Origin of the sequence: Pseudomonas resinovorans NBRC 106553 (assembly GCF_000412695.1) — a bacterium.
GTDB classification, from domain to species: Bacteria; Pseudomonadota; Gammaproteobacteria; order Pseudomonadales; family Pseudomonadaceae; genus Metapseudomonas; species Metapseudomonas resinovorans_A.
The window spans coordinates 6,141,672-6,160,749 of sequence record NC_021499.1 but is presented as its reverse complement, the minus strand read 5'-3'; the positions used below and the strand labels follow the sequence as shown (position 1 = coordinate 6,160,749).

The 19,078-nt window shown below is 66.0% G+C and carries 21 protein-coding genes; 8 read left to right on the top strand and 13 right to left on the bottom strand.

What is annotated here, in order from left to right; all coding sequences use genetic code 11:
* Positions 1–2: 2 nt before the first annotated feature.
* Complete coding sequence (locus PCA10_RS27625; protein ID WP_016495392.1) at positions 3–803, top strand: helix-turn-helix transcriptional regulator; 801 nt, start codon at positions 3–5, stop codon at positions 801–803.
* Between the two features lie 69 nt (positions 804–872).
* Positions 873–1,493, top strand: coding sequence for a LysE family translocator (locus tag PCA10_RS27620; RefSeq protein WP_016495391.1), 621 nt, complete (start codon positions 873–875; stop codon positions 1,491–1,493).
* Positions 1,494–1,538: 45 nt separating this feature from the next.
* Here the strand turns inward: PCA10_RS27620 and PCA10_RS27615 are convergent, their stop codons facing one another.
* The 6 genes from PCA10_RS27615 to PCA10_RS27590 form a co-directional block, all read right to left on the bottom strand.
* Complete coding sequence (locus PCA10_RS27615; RefSeq protein ID WP_016495390.1) at positions 1,539–2,273, bottom strand: hypothetical protein; 735 nt, start codon at positions 2,271–2,273, stop codon at positions 1,539–1,541.
* Between the two features lie 57 nt (positions 2,274–2,330).
* On the bottom strand, positions 2,331–2,711 hold the full coding sequence (locus PCA10_RS27610) for a RidA family protein (RefSeq protein WP_016495389.1): 381 nt from the start codon (positions 2,709–2,711) through the stop codon (positions 2,331–2,333).
* A gap of 27 nt (positions 2,712–2,738) precedes the next feature.
* Complete coding sequence (gene spoT, locus PCA10_RS27605) at positions 2,739–4,847, bottom strand: bifunctional GTP diphosphokinase/guanosine-3',5'-bis pyrophosphate 3'-pyrophosphohydrolase (protein ID WP_016495388.1); 2,109 nt, start codon at positions 4,845–4,847, stop codon at positions 2,739–2,741.
* A gap of 60 nt (positions 4,848–4,907) precedes the next feature.
* Entirely contained in the window at positions 4,908–5,171 is a 264-nt protein-coding gene (gene rpoZ / locus PCA10_RS27600; protein WP_016495387.1) for a DNA-directed RNA polymerase subunit omega, read from the bottom strand.
* A 128-nt stretch (positions 5,172–5,299) separates the two neighbouring features.
* On the bottom strand, positions 5,300–5,920 hold the full coding sequence (gene gmk / locus PCA10_RS27595) for a guanylate kinase (protein WP_016495386.1): 621 nt from the start codon (positions 5,918–5,920) through the stop codon (positions 5,300–5,302).
* A 12-nt stretch (positions 5,921–5,932) separates the two neighbouring features.
* On the bottom strand, positions 5,933–6,796 hold the full coding sequence (locus PCA10_RS27590; RefSeq protein ID WP_016495385.1) for a YicC/YloC family endoribonuclease: 864 nt from the start codon (positions 6,794–6,796) through the stop codon (positions 5,933–5,935).
* 137 nt (positions 6,797–6,933) lie between these two features.
* On the opposite strand from PCA10_RS27590, the gene rph reads away from it, so the two are divergent.
* Positions 6,934–7,653: a ribonuclease PH gene (gene rph / locus PCA10_RS27585; RefSeq protein WP_016495384.1), complete on the top strand. Its 720-nt coding sequence runs from the start codon at positions 6,934–6,936 to the stop codon at positions 7,651–7,653.
* Positions 7,654–7,681: 28 nt separating this feature from the next.
* On the top strand, positions 7,682–8,047 hold the full coding sequence (locus PCA10_RS27580; protein ID WP_016495383.1) for a DUF4870 domain-containing protein: 366 nt from the start codon (positions 7,682–7,684) through the stop codon (positions 8,045–8,047).
* Positions 8,048–8,101: 54 nt separating this feature from the next.
* Here the strand turns inward: PCA10_RS27580 and PCA10_RS27575 are convergent, their stop codons facing one another.
* Entirely contained in the window at positions 8,102–8,881 is a 780-nt protein-coding gene (locus tag PCA10_RS27575) for an exodeoxyribonuclease III (RefSeq protein ID WP_016495382.1), read from the bottom strand.
* 80 nt (positions 8,882–8,961) lie between these two features.
* Here PCA10_RS27575 and pyrE point away from each other — a divergent pair, with 80 nt between their 5' ends.
* A complete protein-coding gene (gene pyrE, locus PCA10_RS27570; protein WP_016495381.1) occupies positions 8,962–9,603 on the top strand; it encodes an orotate phosphoribosyltransferase in 642 nt (213 codons plus the stop codon).
* Positions 9,604–9,625: 22 nt separating this feature from the next.
* A complete protein-coding gene (locus tag PCA10_RS27565; RefSeq protein ID WP_016495380.1) occupies positions 9,626–10,219 on the top strand; it encodes a DUF4124 domain-containing protein in 594 nt (197 codons plus the stop codon).
* Positions 10,220–10,228: 9 nt separating this feature from the next.
* On the opposite strand, the gene PCA10_RS27560 is transcribed toward PCA10_RS27565, so the two are convergent.
* From PCA10_RS27560 to coaBC, 5 genes are all read right to left on the bottom strand, one after another.
* Positions 10,229–10,672, bottom strand: a complete 444-nt coding sequence (locus PCA10_RS27560; RefSeq protein WP_016495379.1) for an acyl-CoA thioesterase — start codon at positions 10,670–10,672, stop codon at positions 10,229–10,231.
* A 58-nt stretch (positions 10,673–10,730) separates the two neighbouring features.
* A complete protein-coding gene (gene argB, locus PCA10_RS27555) occupies positions 10,731–11,636 on the bottom strand; it encodes an acetylglutamate kinase (RefSeq protein WP_016495378.1) in 906 nt (301 codons plus the stop codon).
* Between the two features lie 21 nt (positions 11,637–11,657).
* Entirely contained in the window at positions 11,658–13,055 is a 1,398-nt protein-coding gene (gene algC, locus PCA10_RS30825) for a phosphomannomutase/phosphoglucomutase (protein ID WP_197539891.1), read from the bottom strand.
* A 1,234-nt stretch (positions 13,056–14,289) separates the two neighbouring features.
* Positions 14,290–14,745 (bottom strand): dUTP diphosphatase, encoded by a 456-nt coding sequence (gene dut / locus PCA10_RS27545; RefSeq protein ID WP_016495376.1) that lies wholly within the window; start codon positions 14,743–14,745, stop codon positions 14,290–14,292.
* Positions 14,746–14,751: 6 nt separating this feature from the next.
* A complete protein-coding gene (gene coaBC / locus PCA10_RS27540) occupies positions 14,752–15,960 on the bottom strand; it encodes a bifunctional phosphopantothenoylcysteine decarboxylase/phosphopantothenate--cysteine ligase CoaBC (protein ID WP_016495375.1) in 1,209 nt (402 codons plus the stop codon).
* Between the two features lie 135 nt (positions 15,961–16,095).
* Here coaBC and radC point away from each other — a divergent pair, with 135 nt between their 5' ends.
* Positions 16,096–16,770, top strand: coding sequence for a RadC family protein (gene radC / locus PCA10_RS27535; protein ID WP_016495374.1), 675 nt, complete (start codon positions 16,096–16,098; stop codon positions 16,768–16,770).
* Positions 16,771–16,909: 139 nt separating this feature from the next.
* Here the strand turns inward: radC and PCA10_RS27530 are convergent, their stop codons facing one another.
* Positions 16,910–18,484, bottom strand: coding sequence for an ABC transporter substrate-binding protein (locus tag PCA10_RS27530; RefSeq protein ID WP_016495373.1), 1,575 nt, complete (start codon positions 18,482–18,484; stop codon positions 16,910–16,912).
* Positions 18,485–18,831: 347 nt separating this feature from the next.
* On the opposite strand from PCA10_RS27530, the gene rpmB reads away from it, so the two are divergent.
* Complete coding sequence (gene rpmB / locus PCA10_RS29885; RefSeq protein ID WP_016495372.1) at positions 18,832–19,068, top strand: 50S ribosomal protein L28; 237 nt, start codon at positions 18,832–18,834, stop codon at positions 19,066–19,068.
* Positions 19,069–19,078 lie beyond the last annotated feature (10 nt).

Sequence of the window (19,078 nt, the reverse complement as noted above, 5' to 3'; positions counted from 1 at the left end):
AAATGGACGCCAACCGCATGCTGGCCCGCCCCTGGTTGCCGGGGGTGGAGCTGTTCCATGCGGATTTCTCCGGCCAACCCTTCGGCCGTCACAGCCATGATGCCTTTGCCATCGGCGCCATCCTCCAGGGCGTGGGCGGTTACCAGTGCCGGGGCGCGCGTCATGCATTGCCGGCCGGCACCCTGTCGCTGATGAACCCCGAGGAGCCGCACACCGGCCATGCCGAGTCACCGCGCCTGGTCTACCGCATGCTCTATGTCGAGGAAGCGCGCCTGCCGGCGCTGCTGGGGCGCAAGCGACTGCCCACCGGCTTTCGCGAGTTGAACCCGGCCGACGATGGCCAGGTGGCGGCCGGGCTGGCGCGCCTGGCGACGGAGTTCGAGCGGGGCGCTGCATTGGCCCTGGAAAGCGAGCTGCTGGAGGTGCTGGAACGGGTCTTCGTGCGCCACGGCGGCCTGCGCGCGGCGGCCCCGGCCCAGCGGGACGGCGGGGTGACGGCATTTCTGCGGGATTACCTGGAAGCCCATTACGCCGAGGCGGTCAGCCTGGAGCAACTGGCCGGGCTGGTGCAGCGCCATCCGCGCCACCTGATCGAGGCCTTCCGCCGCGCCTACGGCGTGCCGCCGCACACTTACCTGCTGCAACGCCGGGTACGCGAGGCCAAGCGCCTGTTGCTCGGCGACCAGCCGCCGCTGGAGGTGGCGCTGTCCCTGGGTTTCTACGACCAGGCGCATTTCTCCGGTACCTTCAAGCGCTTCACCGGGGTCACCCCGGGACAGTTCCGCCGCGCCGCGCGCACCTGAGTTTTCTCCAAGACCTGCACCACAGTGGGCTTCGACACTGGCCGCCGTCTTTCATGGAGGCTCGATGTCATGCTCGCGTTGTTCACGCTGGTCGCCAGCACCCATTTCGCCGCCCTGCTGTCACCGGGGCCGGACTTTTTCCTGTTGCTGCGTGCGGGGCTGGTGCGGGGGCTGCGCCATGCCGATGGCTGCGCCGCGGGGATCGCTTTGGCCAACCTGCTCAGCATGGCGCTGGTGTTGCTGGCCCTGAGCCTGCTGCCGGCTGCGGGCGGTCCGCTCTGGTGGGGGCTGCAGCTGGTCGGTGGTCTCTACTTCCTCTGGCTGGGTGCGCGGGCATTGCTGGCGCGACGCGAACTGGCGCTGCCGGATGGCGAGGCGGGCGAGCGCGGGTCCTGGAGGAGCGGCTTTGCCGAAGGGTTGCTGGCCAGCACCCTGAACCCCAAGCTGCCGATCTTCTACGCGGGGCTGTTCGGTGTGCTGCGCAATGCCGCCATACCCGGCTGGGGCCTGCTCATGAGCATGGCCTGGATGACCCTGGTGGTGCTGGTCTGGGATATGGCGCTGGTGCGCTTGCTGCGCCATCCGCGCTGGCGAGGGCGACTGCAGCTGCGGGTCAGGGCGCTGGACCGCTTCTGCGGTGCGCTGTTGCTGGCACTAGGGGGATGGCTGACGCTGGGGGTGTTCTCGTAGGTCGGCCGGTCAGCGCCAACCTACGGAAAGCTCGGTGCGGATCGGTCAGTCGCGTTCCAGCAGCCAGGCGCGGTTGCCGGGGCCGTACTCGGGCATTTCGTCGACCTGTGCGCGATTGCGGGCTTCGAGGATTTCCAGCTCGTCGCCGTCGTGGACGAAGATCCAGGCCGCACCCTGGTTGCCCTGCTGCAGCCAGATGCTGTCGTTTTCGCCGCTCATCGCCGCACAGTCGCCAGCCAGGCAGAGCGCGAAGCGATCGGCGCCCGGCAGGCCTTCCAGGCTGCCGTCCGGGTTGAACTTGACCAGGCCGCCCTGGCCGCGTCCTTCGACGATCTTCCAGGTGCCGCCCAGGTAGGCGGAGTAGAGCGCGTGCTCGAAGGCGCTGCCCGGTGGGGCACCGTCGGCGGGTGCCTGCTGGGGATGGACGAAACGCTGCTCGGGGAGGTTGTCGCTGGCCTGCTGGACCAGTTCCTTGCCGTCCACTTCCAGGGTCTCGTGGTAGTCGCCGTAGAAATCCACTCGCCAGCTGCCGTCTTCCTGGGCGTTGAGGCGCCCTTCACCCAGTTCGAAGCCATTGCTGTAGTTGGCTTCGTCGGATTTCTGGTCGATCTGCCATTCCAGGTTCGGGCCGTAGGCGAGCAGGGCTTCGCGCAGTCTGCCCTCCTGGGCCGCGGCATTGATCGCCGCCTGGTTGATCCAGATGCCGCTGGGGTCCGAAGGGGTGCTGGAGCAGCCGCCGAGAATGGCCGCGCAGAGCAGCAGGGGGAGGGTGAGGCGCATGACGGAGTCCTTCCGGAACGGTGCCACGGGCCGGACGGCCCGTAGCGGTAGAGGCTCTTACTCGAGGACCAGGATGGCGTCCATTTCAACCTGGGAGCCGCGCGGCAGGGCGGCGACGCCGATGGCGGCGCGGGCCGGGTAGGGCTGCTGGAAGTAACGGCCCATGACTTCGTTGACCTTGGCGAAGTGCGAGAGGTCGGTGAGGAAGATGTTCAGCTTGACGATGTCCTTGAAGGAACCGCCGGCGGCTTCGGCCACGGCTTTCAGGTTCTCGAACACCTGCACGGTCTGGGCTTCGAAGCCTTCCACCAGCTCCATGGTCTTGGGATCGAGCGGGATCTGGCCCGACATGTAGACGGTGTTGCCGGCCTTGATGGCCTGGGAGTAAGTGCCGATGGCGGCAGGGGCTTTCTCGCTGCTGATGACGGTCTTGCTCATGGGAACTCCTTGGGTCTTGAGGATCGGCTACGCCCGCACGCGGGTGATGCGGATCACCCCCTTGAGCGCGCGCAGCTTCTTGATCACGCGGGCCAGGTGCACGCGGTCGTGCACGCTGACCACCAGCTGGACGACGCTGATGCGACCATCGCGCTCGTCCATGCTGATCTTCTCGATGTTGCCATCGGCGGCGTTGACGCTGCTGGCCAGCAGGGCGATCAGGCCACGCTGGTGTTCCAGTTCGACGCGCAACTCCACATTGAACTCGCCGGCGACGTCCTTGGCCCAGGACAGCTGGATGCATTTTTCCGGGTTGTGCCGGATCTCGCCGATGTTCTTGCAGCTTTCCAGGTGCACGACCATGCCCTTGCCGGCGGACAGGTGGCCGACGATCGGGTCCCCCGGGATCGGCGTGCAGCACTTGGCGTAGCTCAGCACCAGGCCTTCGGTGCCACGGATCGCCAGCGGGCCTTCAGGGTTCGGCAACTGCTCGCCGTCGCTGGCCAGCAGGCGGCGGGCGACCACGTAGGCCATGCGGTTGCCCAGGCCGACGTCTTCCAGCAGGTCTTCCAGCACGTCCTGGCGGTACTCGCCGAGGATGGCCTGGATGCGCTCGGGGCTGATCTTGTCCAGGTGGCTCTCGAAGCCGGCCAGGGCCTTGTTCAGCAGGCGCTCGCCGAGGCTGATGGATTCGGAGCGGCGCTGCTGCTTGAGCGCGTGGCGGATGTGCGTGCGCGCCTTGCCGGTGACCACGAAGTTGAGCCAGGCCGGGTTCGGCCGGGCGCCCGGCGCGGTGACGATCTCCACCGTCTCGCCGCTCTGCAGCGGTTCGGAGAGTGGCGCCAGGCGACGGTTGATACGACAGGCGATGCAGGTGTTGCCGACGTCGGTGTGCACCGCGTAGGCGAAGTCGACCGCCGTGGAGCCCTTGGGCAGCTCCATGATGCGGCCCTTGGGCGTGAACACGTAGACCTCGTCGGGGAAGAGGTCGATCTTCACGCTCTCGATGAATTCGAGGGAGTTGCCGGCACGTTGCTGCAGCTCCAGGATGCCCTTGACCCACTGGCGGGCGCGGGCGTGGGTGCCCTTGGGCTGCTCGTCCTCGGCGGACTTGTACAGCCAGTGGGCGGCGATGCCGTTGTTGGCCATCTCTTCCATCTCGCGGGTGCGGATCTGGATCTCGATGGGCACGCCGTGCATGCCGAACAGGGTGGTGTGCAGCGACTGGTAGCCGTTGGCCTTGGGGATCGCGATGTAATCCTTGAAGCGGCCGGGCAGTGGCTTGTACAGGTTGTGCACGGCGCCGAGCACGCGGTAGCAGGTGTCGACCTTGTCGACGATGATGCGGAAGGCGTAGACGTCCATGATCTCGTTGAACGCCCGGCGCTTGCCACGCATCTTCTTGTAGATGCTGAAGAGGTGCTTCTCGCGGCCGATGACCTCGCCTTCCATGCCTTCGCGGCGCAGGCAGTTGGTCAGCGATTCCTCGATCTTGTTGACGATTTCCTTGCGGTTGCCCCGTGCCCGGCGGACCGCGGCGCGGATGCGCTCGGAACGCATCGGGTGCATGGCCTTGAAGCCCAGGTCCTCGAATTCCACGCGCATGCTGTGCATGCCCAGCCGGTTGGCGATGGGGGCGTAGATTTCCAGGGTTTCCTTGGCGATGCGCCGGCGCTTCTCGCCGGACAGCACTTCCAGGGTGCGCATGTTGTGCAGGCGGTCGGCCAGCTTGACCAGGATCACGCGGATATCGCGGGCCATGGCCATGGCCATCTTCTGGAAGTTCTCGGCCTGGGCCTCGGCCTTGGACTCGAAATTCATCTGGGTCAGTTTGCTGACCCCGTCCACCAGCTCGGCGACGGTCTCGCCGAATTGCGCGCTCAAGGCTTCCTTGGCGATGCCGGTGTCCTCGATCACGTCATGCAGCATCGCGGCCATCAGGCTCTGATGGTCCATGTGCATGTCGGCGAGGATGTTGGCTACGGCGAGCGGATGGGTGACGTAGGCTTCACCGCTGCGGCGGCGCTGGCCGTCGTGGGCTTGCTCGGCGTAGAAGTAGGCTCGGCGCACCAGGTTGACCTGGTCTGCGCCGAGGTAGGTCGACAGTCGTTCGGCGAGGACGTCTATGCTCGGCAAGATCTCTCTCCTTGCCGGCCCTCGTTACCCTGCGCCGTGCGACGTCGACCAGGCATGGATTCAGAGGGCCTCGTTGGCCTCGTCCTCGAATGCGGCGAACAGCGGCTCTTCCTCGACGATGTCTTCCTGGGCGATCACATCGTAATCGACCAGGCCGGCAGCGATTTCGCGCAGGGCGACTACGGTCGGCTTGTCGTTTTCCCAGGCTACCTTCGGCTCTTTGCCGCCGGTGGCCAGCTGACGGGAACGCTTGGTTGCGAGCATGACCAGCTCGAAGCGGTTGTCGACGTTGTCCAGGCAATCTTCAACAGTAACGCGGGCCATGGTGTTCCTCGTAGCACGAAATGAATGGCTGATGCCGAGCCCGAATGGGCGAGCGGACTGGATAGTCTAAAAAATCGCCAGCAAATAGGGAAGCGCCGATTTTCCAGCGCCTCCCGTGGAGTGTGGTCTCAGGCCAGCAGTTGCGCCAGCAGGACACCGTGGCGAACCTGCTGCGGCGCGTGGCGCAGCTGGTTGGCGCGGAAGATCGCCTTGAGGTCTTCCAGGGCGGTGGCGAAGTCGTCGTTGATCACCAGGTAGTCGTATTCGACGTAGTGGCTCATCTCGCTGACCGCCTCGCGCATGCGCCGTTCGATGATCTCTTCGCTGTCCTGGCCGCGGTTGTCCAGGCGCTGGCGCAGGGCTTCCTGGCTCGGCGGCAGGATGAAGATGGACTTGGCCTGGGGCATCAGGTGGCGGACCTGCTGGGCGCCTTGCCAGTCGATCTCGAGGATCAGGTCGTGGCCTTCGGCCAGGGTCTGCAGCACGGTGCTCTGGGAGGTGCCGTAGAGGTTGCCGAAGACTTCGGCGTGCTCCAGGAAGTCGCCGTGCTCGAGCATCTGCACGAACTTCTCGCGGCTGGTGAAGTGGTAGTTGACGCTGTCCACCTCGCCCGGGCGCATGCCACGGGTGGTGTGGGACACGGAGACGCGGATGTTCGGCTCGGCGTCGATCAGCGCCTTGACCAGGCTGGTCTTGCCGGCGCCGGAGGGGGCGGAAACGATGTACAGGGTGCCGGGAGTGGCGGTCATGGAGGCGGTCTCTTACTCGATGTTCTGGACTTGTTCGCGCATCTGCTCGATCAACACCTTGAGGTTGACCGCAGCCTGCGTGCTGCGCGGGTCGAAGGCCTTGGAGCCCAGGGTGTTGGCTTCGCGGTTGAGTTCCTGCATCAGGAAATCCAGGCGCCGACCGGCGGCACCGCCGGCCTTGAGCACGCGGCGAACTTCGCTGACGTGGGTGCCGAGGCGGTCGAGCTCTTCGGCGACGTCGCTCTTCTGGGCCAGCAGGACCATTTCCTGCTCCAGGCGCTGGGGATCCAGCTCGGCCTTCATTTCGCCGAAGCGGTCGAGGATCTTCTGGCGCTGGGTGGCGAGCATCTGCGGGACCAGCGCGCGCAGGGCGGTGACGTCGTCCTGCATGGCGTCCAGGCGCTCATTGATCAGGCGGGCCAGCTCGGCGCCTTCGCGGGCGCGGCCGTTCTTCAGCTCGCCAAGGGCCTCGGCGAAGGCTTCCATGGCGGCGGCGTTCAGGGCCTGGGGGTCGGCGGCGTCGGCCACCAGCACGCCCGGCCAGGCGAGGACTTCCAGGGGATTGAGCGGGGCGGGCTGCTTGATCAGCGCGGCGACGCTTTCGGCGGCCTGGATCAGCTGGCTGGCGCGATCGCGGTCCACCTGCAGGGGTTTGCCGGCGCTTTCTTCGGCCAGGCGCAGGGTGATTTCCACCTTGCCGCGGGACAGGCCCTGGCGCAGGGCGTCGCGTACCGGGCCTTCGAGGTCACGGAAGGCATCGGGCAGGCGCAGGTGGGGTTCGAGGTAGCGGTGGTTGACCGAGCGCAGTTCCCAGCTGAGGGTGCCGTAGGGGCCGGCCCGTTCGACGCGGGCGAAGGCGGTCATGCTGTGCACCATGGGGTGTCCTCTCGGTTTCGTCGATCAAAGGAGGCGATTGTAGCCCAGGCGGCCCGTGGCTCCCAACGCGGCGATGTCCGCCGTGGCGCGGGGCCTCTATAATGGCCGGCAGATTTCTCCCGAACAGGTAAGCCCCCATGAAACGTCCCAGTGGCCGCGCGGCCGATCAGTTGCGCCCGATCCGCATCACCCGCAACTACACCAAGCACGCCGAAGGTTCCGTGCTGGTGGAATTCGGGGATACCAAAGTGATCTGCACGGCCAGTGTCGAAGCCGGCGTGCCGCGCTTCCTCAAGGGCCAGGGCCAGGGTTGGCTGACCGCCGAGTACGGCATGCTGCCGCGCGCCACCGGCGAGCGTAACCAGCGCGAGGCCAGCCGTGGCAAGCAGGGCGGTCGCACCCTGGAGATCCAGCGTCTGATCGGCCGCTCGCTGCGCGCCGCCCTGGACATGTCCAAGCTGGGCGAGAACACCATCTACCTGGACTGCGATGTGATCCAGGCCGATGGCGGCACCCGTACCGCCTCCATCACCGGCGCCATGGTGGCCCTGATGGATGCGCTGAAGGTGTTGAAGAAGCGTGGATCGCTGAAGGGTGAGCCGCTCAAGCAGATGGTCGCCGCGGTTTCCGTGGGCATCTACCAGGGCGTGCCGGTCCTCGACCTGGATTACCTGGAAGACGCCGCAGCCGAAACCGACCTGAACGTGGTCATGACCGATGCCGGCGGCTTCATCGAAGTCCAGGGCACCGCCGAGGGTGCGCCCTTCCAGCCGGAAGAGCTGACCGCCATGCTCGACCTGGCGCGCAAGGGCCTGAACGAGCTGTTCGATCTGCAGCGCGCCGCCCTGGCCGACTGACACCGCACAAGCACGAGGAGACGCAGGAATGGACGAACCCACTCAGTATCAGGAGCCGAACCGGGAAGTGCGGCAATGGGCGATGTTCTGCCATTTCTCCGCCTTCCTCGGCCTGGTGTTCCCCTTCGGCAACCTGCTGGGGCCGCTGATCGTCTGGCAGATCAAGAAGGACCTCGATCCCTTCGTCGACGCCCAGGGCAAGGAAGCGCTGAACTTCCAGATCACCGTGGCCCTGGCCGTGGTGGTGTGCTTCCTGCTGATGCTGGTGGTGATCGGCTTCCCGCTGCTGGGCCTGGTGAGCATCGGCGCGCTGGTGCTCACCATCATCGCCGGGATCAAGGCCAACGAAGGCCAGGCCTACCGCTATCCGTTCTGCTGGCGCCTGATCAAATAGCGGATCGCGGACAAGAAAAAGCCGGCTCGAAAGCCGGCTTTTTTCTGCCTGGTGTCACACGCTGAGCAGCCAGTCGTAGTCGACGATCAGCGGCGCGTGCTGGGAGAAGCGCGGCTGACGCGGCAGGCGGGCGCTGCGTACGAAGCGGCGCAGGCCGGACGTGAGCACCTGGTAGTCGAAGCGATAGCCGAGGTTGAGCATCTCGGCCTGCTCGTTGTCCGGCCACCAGCTGAACTGGTCGCCTTCGCGGCTGACTTCGCGCAGGGCATCGACATAGCCCATGTTGCCGAACACCTCGTCCATCCAGGCGCGCTCGGGCGCCAGGAAGCCGGGGATCTGCTGGCAATCGCGCCAGTTCTTCACATCCAGCTTCTGATGGGCGACGTAGAGCGAGCCGCAGTAGATGTATTCGCGGCGCTTGCGGCGCTGTTTGTTCAGATAATGGGCGAGTTCGTCCATGAACTTGAACTTGTGGTTCAGGTTCTCATCACCGCCTTGCCCGGATGGAAGCAGCAGGGTAGCGATACTCACTTTGTCGAAATCTGCCTGCAGGTAGCGTCCGTACCGATCGCAGGACTCGAAGCCGAGTCCCCAGATCACCGCCTTGGGTTGCAACCGCGAATAGAGTGCCACGCCACCTTGGGCAGGCACTTCGGCATCGCCGGCATAGAGGAAATAACCATCCAGTTGGAAGGCAGGGTCGTCCAGGTCGAAGGCGGAGGCACGGGTGTCTTGCAGGCAGATCACGTCGGCATTCTGAGCCTGCAGCCAGCTGAGGAGTCCTCGCTCGGCCGCGGCTTGAATACCATTCACGTTCACACTGATGATCCGCATAAATGGCCCCCAAAAACACGTGCGTGTATGATACCCGAGCTCTTTCTATTTAGCTAAATCCGTGCCGTCCGAGGCTTTTCATGCAGGCGTATCAACGCGATTTCATTCGCTTTGCCATCGAGCGCGGAGTACTGCGTTTCGGTGAGTTCACTCTCAAATCCGGGCGTACCAGCCCCTATTTCTTCAATGCCGGCCTGTTCAACAGCGGCCTGGCGCTCGCCCAGCTCGGTCGCTTCTATGCGTCCGCAGTGGTCGACAGCGGCATTCCCTTCGATGTGCTGTTCGGCCCGGCCTACAAGGGCATTCCGCTCGCCGCCGCCACCGCCGTGTCGCTGGCCGAGCATCATGGCATCGACATTCCCTGGTGCTTCAACCGCAAGGAAGCCAAGGATCACGGCGAAGGCGGCACCCTGGTGGGCGCGCCGCTGGCCGGTCGCGTGCTGATCATCGATGACGTGATCACCGCCGGTACCGCGATTCGCGAAGTGATGCAGATCATCCAGGCACAGGGCGCCCAGGCGGCCGGTGTGTTGATCGCGTTGAATCGTCAGGAGCGCGGTCAGGGCGAACTCTCGGCTATACAGGAAGTAGAGCGTGACTTCGGTATGCCGGTGGTCAGCATCGTGTCCCTGGAGCAGGTACTGGAGTACCTGGCTGGCGATGCCGAGCTGAAGAAGCATCTGCCGGCGGTAGAAACCTATCGCGCCAACTTCGGTATCTGATCACTCGGGGCTGGGAGTCCTCATGCTGAAGCCGTTTGCACGCCGCTTTGGTTTGTCGCTGGTACTGTTGGCGCCGGCATTGGCCGGTGCGACAGAGCTGTATCGCTACGTCGATGACAAGGGCGTTACCGTGCTGGATCGCCAGGGCGTACCGCCGGAGTTCATCGGCAAGGGCTATGAGGTGCTCAACGAGCAGGGCCGGGTGATCCGCGTGATCCCGCCGGCGCCCAGCCGCGAAGAGATGCAGCGCCAGCTGGACGCCAAGGCCCGCGCCAGTTCCGATGCCCAGTTGCTGCGGCTGTACACCAGTGTCGAAGATGTCGACCGCGCCCTGGAGCGCAAGATGGCCGAGCTGGATAGCCTGATCGGCGTGGCGCGCGGCAACCAGCAGTCGCTGCGCACCCAGCAGACCAACCTGCAGGGCCAGGCGGCGGAAAGCGAGCGGGCCGGACGTGAAGTCCCGAGCCACCTGGTGGAGCAGATCGGCAACCTGCGCGACCAGCAGAAGGGCATCGACCAGGACATCGCCCGTTACGAGAGGGACCGCGCGGCCGCCAAGGCCGCTTTTGCCGCGGACCGTGCGCGGCTCGCCGAGTTGCTCGGCGGCCTGCGCTGAGCGGCGGACTCAGCTCTCCGGCGCCACCCGCTCGAAGCCCTGTACCCGCTCCCTCAGCCAGTCCGGCAGACGCAGGCTCCTGCGGCTGCCGGCATCGGCGTGCACGTAGACCACCTCGCCCGACGTCAGCTGCTCGCCCGCGCGCCAGATACCCAGGCTGAAGGCCATGCTCGCGCCGCCCAGGCGGCTGACCCGCACGCCGATCTCCAGCTGCTCGTCGAAACGCGCCGGCGCCAGGTATTCCAGCAGGGTCTTCACCGCGAAGAAGTCGCCGCCGTCCTTCAGCAGGTCGGCCGGGTAGGCCACGTCCAGGCTGCGGAAGTATTCGGTGATGGCGACGTCGGCGTAGGTCAGGTAGTTGCCGTTGAACACGATGCCTTGCGGGTCCACCTCGGCCCAGCGCACGCGCAGGGGATGGAAGAAGCAGAAGTCGTCGCGGGACAGCTTGGCCATTTCCGGTTCCTCAAAAAGAACAGGCCGGATCGCTCCGGCCTGTTGGGTGTCACTGCTGTCAGGGACGCTTGCGGTTGGTGATCAGGGTGCCGACACCGCTGTCGGTGAAGATCTCCAGGAGCACCGCATGGGGTACGCGGCCGTCGATGATGTGCGCGGCGTTCACGCCGCCCTGCACCGCATCAAGGGCGCAGCGGATCTTCGGCAGCATGCCGCCGTAGATGGTGCCGTCTGCGATCAGCTCGTTGACCTGCTCGGTGGAGAGGCCGGTGAGCACCTTGCCCTGCTTGTCCATCAGGCCGGCGATGTTGGTCAGCAGCATCAGCTTCTCGGCCTTCAGCGCCTCGGCCACCTTGCCGGCCACCAGGTCGGCGTTGATGTTGTAGGACTCGCCGTTGGCGCCCACGCCGATGGGCGCGATCACCGGGATGAAGTCGCCCTTGACCAGCATGTTCAGCAGGTCGGTGTTGACGCTGGTGACCTCGCCCACGTGGCCGATGTCGATGATCTCCGGCTGGGTCATCTCCGGGGTCTGGCGGGAAACGGTGAGCTTCTTCGCGCGGATCAGCTCGGCGTCCTTGCCGGTCAGGCCGATGGCGCTGCCGCCATGGCGGTTGATCAGGTTGACGATGTCCTTGTTCACCTGGCCGCCCAGGACCATCTCCACCACGTCCATGGTCTGCGCGTCGGTCACGCGCATGCCGTCGATGAAGTGGCTCTCGATGGACAGGCGCTTGAGCAGGTCACCGATCTGCGGGCCACCGCCGTGCACCACCACCGGGTTGATGCCGACGGCTTTCATCAGCACCACGTCGCGGGCGAAGCTGGCCTTCAGCTCGTCGCTTTCCATGGCGTTGCCGCCGTACTTGACCACCAGGGTCTTGCCGACGAAGCGGCGGATATAGGGCAGCGCTTCGGACAGGACCTGGGCGACTTGGGAAGCAGCGTCGAGGCTGAGGGTCATGCTGGACTCCAGTGAAACGGATCAGAACGGCAGGTTGAGTTCAGGGGCGATCATGGTGAGTTGGCTGCGGAACACCTGCTTGATGCGTTCCAGCTCTTCCTCGTTGTCGGCCTCGAAGCGCAGCACCAGCACGGGGGTCGTGTTGGAGGCGCGGACCAGGCCCCAGCCCTTCGGATAATCGACACGCACGCCATCGAGGGTGGTGAGGTTGGCTTCGCCCCAGCTGGCCTCGCGCTGCAGGCGCTCGATCAGTTGGAACTTGCTCTCGTCGGTGACGGTGATGTTGATCTCCGGGGTGGAGACGTCCTTGGGGAAGGCCGAGAACACATGTTCGGCGTCACGCTTGTCCTGGCTGAGGATTTCCAGCAGGCGCGCGGCGCTGTAGATGCCGTCGTCGAAGCCGTACCAGCGCTCCTTGAAGAAGATGTGGCCGCTCATTTCGCCAGCCAGCAGCGCGCCGGTTTCCTTCATCTTCTTCTTGATCAGCGAGTGACCGGTCTTCCACATCACCGGGCGGCCACCGTAGCCGCTGATGAGGGAGGTGAGGCGGCGGGTGCATTTGACGTCGAAGATGATGTCGGCGCCGGGGTTACGCGAGACCACGTCCTTGGCGAAGAGCATCAGCAGGCGGTCGGGGTAGATGATGGTGCCTTCGTTGGTCACCACGCCCACGCGGTCGCCGTCGCCGTCGAAGGCCAGGCCCAGGTCGGCCTTCTCTTCCTTCACCTTGGCGATCAGGTCTTCCAGGTTCTCGGGCTTGCCCGGGTCCGGATGGTGGTTGGGGAAGTTGCCGTCGACGTCGCAGAACAGCGGGATCACGGTGCAGCCCAGGGCCTCGATCAGCTGCGGGGCGATCACGCCGGCCACGCCGTTGCCGCAGTCCACCACTACCTTCATGGGCTTGGCCATGGCGATGTCGTCGCGGACTTCCTGGAAGTAGCGCTCCAGCACGTCGACCACTTCGATGCTGCCGACGCCGCTGGCCAGGTCGTTGTTCTGGATGCGGGTGTGCAGGGCGGTGATCTGCTCGTTGGCCAGGGTCTCGCCGGCGACCACGATCTTGAAGCCGTTGTAGTTCGGCGGGTTGTGGCTACCGGTGAGCATCACGCCGGATTTGCCGGCCAGGACGTTGGCTGCGTAGTAGAGGACCGGGGTGGGAACCATGCCGACGTCGGTGACCTGGCAGCCGCAGTCCAGCAGACCCTGGATCAGTGCCTGCACCAGCTCGGGGCCGGACAGGCGGCCGTCACGGCCGACCGAGACAGCGGGTTCGCCACGGGCCAGGCTTTCCGAACCGATGGCACGACCGACCCAGTAGGCGGTATCGGTGGTGAGGGTGTCGCCAACCACGCCGCGGATGTCGTAGGCGCGGAAGATGCTGGCGGGCAGGGTGGGAGCGATCTGTTCGATGCTGGTCATGGCGGGGGCTTGCTCCAATCCCAGGAGGTCCTGGTCTTCGTCGAGGATGTCGATATCGAGAATGTCGGTATCTTGGAAAAGTGGGTCGGCCAATCCGGCCGGCCGTGCGGGTGCCTGGGGCGCGGGGCTGCTGGCGTTCGTCTGGGCCAGGCCGTTCTCCGGCGCCGTTTCGGGCTTGCGCCTGGGCTGGCGGGCGAGCGCCTGGGCCAGGCTGTCCAGCGCTGGCAGGCGCAGACTGAAAGCTTTGACGCTCTTGCCGTTCGAGAGTTCTTGCAGCAGTTGATTGAGCTGCTCGGCGTCCTCGCGCAACTTGCGCAGCAGGGCGCCCTGGCTGAGTTTCAGGCCGACCACCGCGCCGCCCAGGGCGAGCAGGGTGGCCAACGCCAGCATCCAGGGCGAGACGGTCGAACGGGTGAGGGCCGGGCCCGGGGCGAAGCTGAGCTTCCAGTTCGGGTTGCCGCTGTCGATGCTGATGGGCGCGATGCCGGCGCTCTCGCCGCGCTGCGCCAGGACCTGGGCCGGCGAATTGCTGAATTGCTGGACCAGCTGCAGCTGGCCGATATCCGCCGAAAGCTCCGGCAGGCTGCGCAGCAGGCGATCCAGGTCGAACACCAGCAGCAAGCTGCCCTGGGGCGCGCTCTGGTCGTTCAGGCGCAGCGGCGCCGCGCTGTAGACCAGCCAGCGCTGACCGACCTTGTAGGCCTCGGGACTTGGCTGCTGGCCGTTTTCCATGCGCCGCAGCATGTCCAGGGCGGCGAAGTTCATCGGACCGCTGCGCTGGCTGTTCTGCTGGGCCTGGCCGGGCAGGTTGAGGTGGGCGTCGATCACGCCGTCGCGGTAGCCGAGGCCACGTTCGGCGGCCCCCAGCTGGGTGGCGTCGTTGCTGTTGAGGGCGTTGATCAGGCTCGGGTCGCGGGCCGCCGCCGCGGTGTCGGCCTGCAGCAGGGCGAGCGCCTGGCGCAGGGTGGCCGCCTGGCTGGTGCCCCAGGCCTGGCCGAGCTGGTCGACGCGGCCCTGCTCGGCGGGTTTGATGACGCTGAACCACAGGAGAGCCCCGGCCGCAGCCAGGCCAGCCAGGGCGGCGAGGGTGCCGGGGAGGAGGTCGTCTGGAGCCTTGCGGGCGGACCTGGCGTCGGCCGAAGTGCCGTTCCGTCCGTTGCCGGCGGCGTCCTTGCTGCTGCGCTTGAAGAGTTTCACTGAACGTCTCCTAGGCGGTTCGTCCTGAGGTTAGCTATCAGTGGCTACCGGTGTGACCGAAACCGCCGGCACCACGCTCGCTTTCGTGGAACTCGTCGACCAGTTCGAAGTGCGCCTGGACCACGGGTACCAGCACCAGCTGGGCGATGCGCTCGCCAACGGCGATGCGGAAGGCGGTCTGGCCGCGGTTCCAGCAGGACACCATCAGTTCGCCCTGGTAGTCGGAGTCGATCAGGCCCACCAGGTTGCCCAGCACCACGCCGTGCTTGTGGCCGAGGCCCGAGCGCGGCAGGATCAGCGCGGCGAGGCCGGGGTCGGCGATGTAGATCGACAGGCCGGTGGGGATGAGGAGGGTCTGGCCCGGCTCGAGGACGACTTCTTCCTTGAGCATGGCACGCAGGTCGAGACCGGCGGAACCTGGGGTGGCGTATTGCGGCAGCGGGAATTCGCTGCCGATGCGGGGATCGAGGATCTTGGCTTGCAGTGAGTGCATGGAATCTCAGGCCTGGTTGAGGCGGTCGGCGATGAAAGCGATCAGCTGGCGAGCGATCTTGCCCTTGCTGGTCTGGGCGAAGCTGGACTGGGCCAGGCCGCGGTCGATCACGGTGATGGCGTTTTCCTCGCTGTTGAAGCCGATGCTGGGGTTGGCCACGTCATTGGCAACGATCAGGTCGAGGTTCTTGTCCTTGAGTTTGCGCGAGGCGTACTCGAGCAGGTTCTCGGTCTCGGCGGCGAAGCCGACGCTGAAGGGGCGGTCGGGGCGGCCGGCGAGCGTCGCGAGGATATCGGGGTTGCGTACCAGCTGCAGCAGCAGGCCTTCGCCACTGGTCGGGTCTTTTTTCATTTTGTGCTGCGCGACCACTTCCGGGCGGTAGTCGGCCACGGCGGCGGCGGCGATCAGCAGGTCGCAGGGCATGGCCGCTTCGCAGGCGGCGAGCATGTCGCGGGCGCTGACGACGTCGATGCGGTTGACCCGGTCCGGGGTGGGCAGGTGCACCGGGCCGGTGATCAGGGTGACCTTGGCGCCGGCCTCCACCGCGGCTTCGGCGAGGGCGAAGCCCATCTTCCCGGAGCTGTGGTTGGTGATGTAGCGCACCGGGTCGATGTTCTCCTGGGTCGGCCCGGCGGTGATCAGCACATGGCGGCCGGTGAGGGCGCGGTGCTCGAAGCAGTCGGCGGCGCGCTGGGCGAGCTCTTCGGCTTCCAGCATGCGGCCGAGGCCGACGTCGCCGCAGGCCTGGCTGCCCGCGGCCGGGCCGAACAGGTGCAGGCCGCGCTTGGCGAGGAGTTCCAGGTTGGCCTGGGTGGCCGGGTCGCGCCACATGGCCTGGTTCATCGCCGGAGCCAGGGCCACGGGGGCGTCGGTGGCCAGCACCAGGGTGGTCAGCAGGTCATCCGCCATGCCCTGGGCCAGGCGTGCCATGAGGTCGGCGGTGGCCGGCGCGATCAGTACCAGGTCGGCCCAGCGGGCCAGCTCGATGTGGCCCATGGCCGCTTCGGCGGCGGGGTCCAGCAGCTCGAGGTGCACGGGGTGCCCGGAAAGGGCCTGCAGGGTGAGGGGGGTGATGAACTCGCGGCCGCCGTGGGTCATGACCACGCGGACTTCGGCGCCCTGGTCGCGCAATCGGCGAACCAGTTCAGCGCTCTTGTAGGCGGCAATACCGCCGCCCACGCCCAGAAGGATGCGTTTCCGATAGAGCCGCTGCATAGGCCTGCCTTGATAAGGTTGTCGATGTGCTGCGGCGAAGGCGCCTCCCCAGGCCGATCGTCGCGCAAAAAAGGTGGGTTAAGATAGCACAGCGACTGCACTGGAACAGCGGCGCGGCTCAATCATGGAGGTGTCATGAGCATTCGTAATTGGCCTGCGGCGGAGCGCCCGCGGGAGAAACTTCTCGAGCTGGGGGCGGCGGCCCTTTCCGACGCCGAACTCCTCGCCATTTTCCTGCGCACGGGGGTGGCCGGCCGCAGTGCCGTCGACCTCGCCCGCCACCTGCTCAACGACTTCGGCAGCCTGCGCGCACTGCTGGAGGCCGAGTTGCCGGAGTTCAGCCGGCACCTCGGTCTGGGCCCCGCCAAGTTCGCGCAATTGCAGGCGGTGCTGGAAATGGCCCGTCGTCATCTCGCCGAGACGCTGCGCCGCGATTCCGCGCTGGAAAGCCCTCAGGCGGTGCGGGATTTCCTCAAGGCGCAGCTGCGCCATTCCGAGCACGAGCAGTTCGCCTGCCTGTTCCTCGATGCCAAGCACCGGGTGCTGGCCTTCGAGGTGCTGTTCCAGGGCACCATCGACAGCGCCAGCGTCTATCCGCGCCAGGTGGTCAAGCGCACCCTGGCGCACAATGCGGCGGCGCTGATCCTCAGCCACAACCATCCTTCGGGTGTCGCCGAACCGAGCGAGGCCGATCGCCAGCTGACCCGGCGCCTCAAGGAGGCGCTGGCGCTGATCGACGTGCGGGTGCTCGACCATTTCATCGTCGGCGACGGTGAACCCTTGTCCATGGCCGAGCGCGGCTGGATCTAGGTGCTGCACGAAAAGTGCCTGCGCTCGGTGATGCTGCGTTGAAGTCGCCCTCAGAATGCTCATTTGCAACAGCAAACTGCGCTTCTTCGGCCGATTTCGCCTTGCCTGACCTTCGCTCGGCGACTTTTCGTCCAAGCCCCTAGTTCACCTTCACCCGGGAGAAGTCCTGCCGGCCGAAGGGGCTCACCTGGTAGCCCTCGACATTGGCGCGGGTCAGGGCGGAGGCGGTGGGATGGGCCAGGGGCAGCCAGAGGGCCCGTTCGCGGATGATCTGCTGGGCCTTCTGGTAGAAGGCGGCGCGCTCGGCCTGGTCGGCGTGGCCCTTGCCGTCGGCGATCAGCTTGTCCAGTTCCTCGTCGCAGTAGCGGGCGAAGTTGAGGCCTGACTGCACCGAGGCGCAGGAGAATTGCGGGGTGAGGAAGTTGTCCGGGTCGCCGTTGTCGCCGGCCCAGCCCATGAACAGCAGATCATGCTCGCCGGCCTTGGCGCGGCGGATCAGCTCGCCCCACTCGATGACGCGGATCTCCGCCTGGATACCCACCTTGGCCAGGTCGGCCTGCAGCAACTGGGCGCCGAGGCTCGGGTTGGGGTTGAGCAGGCTGCCGGAGGGGCGGGTCCAGATGGTGGTCTTGAAACCGTCCGCGAGTCCGGCTTCGGCCAGCAGGGCCTTGGCCTTCTCGGGGTCGTGGGGGTAGCTCGGCAGGTCCTTGGCGTAGCTCCAGGTGTTCGGCGGGAAGGGGCCGTCGGCGGCGCTGGCGCTGCCTTCGAATACCGCCTTGAGGTAGCTCTCTTTGTCGAAGGCGAGGTTGATCGCCTGGCGTACCTGGGGTTTGTCCAGGGGCGGGTGCTGGCTGTTGATGCCGACGAAGGCGGTCATGAAGGCCGGGGTCTGGATCACCTTGAGGTTCTTGTCACCTGTGGCCGACTGCACATCCAGGGGCTTGGGCGACAGCGCGATCTGGCACTCGCCGCGGCGCAGTTTCTGCAGGCGCACGTTGGCGTCGGGGGTGATGGCGAAGACCAGGCCGTCCACCGCCGGCTTGCCGCCGAAGTAGTCGGGGTTGGCGGCATAGCGCACCGCGGCGTCCTTCTGGAAGCGGCGCAGCACGAAGGGCCCGGTGCCGATGGGCTGGGCGTTGAGCTTCGCGGGGCTGCCGGCCTTCATCAGCTGCTCGGCATATTCGGCCGAATAGATGGAGGCGAAGCCCATGCTGAGGGTGGCGAGGAAGGTCGCGTCGGGTTTGTTCAGGGAGAAGCGCACCCGCTGCTCGTCGAGCTTGTCGATGCTCTTGATCAGCGCCGGCAGCTGCATCGACTGGGCATGGGGGAAGCCGCTCTGGGCGACCTTGTGCCAGGGGTTGGCCGGGTCGAGCATGCGCTGGAAGCTGAACACCACGTCGTCGGCGTTCAGGGCGCGGCTCGGCTTGAAGTAGTCGGTGCTGTGGAAGGCGACGTCCGGGCGCAGCTGGAAGGTATAGGACAGGCCATCGGCGGAAATCTCCCAGCGCTCGGCCAGGCTGGGTACCAGCTTGCCTTGCTGGGCGTCGAACTCCACCAGGCGGTTCATCAGCACGTCGGCCGAGGCGTTGGTGGTGGTCAGCGAGTTGTACTGCACCACGTCGAAACCCTCGGGGCTGGCCTCGGTGCAGACGCTGAGGGTCGCGGCCTGGGCCAGTAGCGGGGCGAACAGCAGCGGGAGTGCGGCGAAACGCATGGCGGGCATCCTTTGCTAGGGCAACTTGGCAAAGGCCTTACCCTAGACCAAGGCTGATCGGCGAACAATGCGAAGTGGGCGACGAGTGGTTGCATCGCCCCGGCGGCCTTGTCGCAAGGCCTGGCGGCGGTCGCGGGGCTTGCCGGCCTGTGGGTAAATCTCTACGATCCTTGCTGCACTAGGGGCTTTCTGATATAAAGCAGCGCTCTTTTCTGGGGGCCCGGTCTTTCGCAGTCTATGTGCGGCCGGTAAGACCCCGACGAGACGGGCGTTTCAGCGCCCAAAATTGTGAGAGTTCAAGCGGCCAACCCATGCCGGGTTGGGCATGTGGTTTAGAGGGCTGAGGCATGTCTAGAGTCTGTCAAGTAACCGGTAAGGGTCCGGTTACCGGGAACAACATTTCCCATGCAAACAACAAAACCCGTCGTCGTTTCCTGCCGAACCTGCAGCACCATCGCTTCTGGGTCGAGTCCGAGAAGCGCTTTGTACGTCTGCGCGTATCCGCCAAGGGCATGCGTGTGATCGACAAGCGCGGTATCGACGTCGTGCTGAGCGAGCTGCGTGCTCGCGGCGAAAAGGTTTAAGGAGCTAATC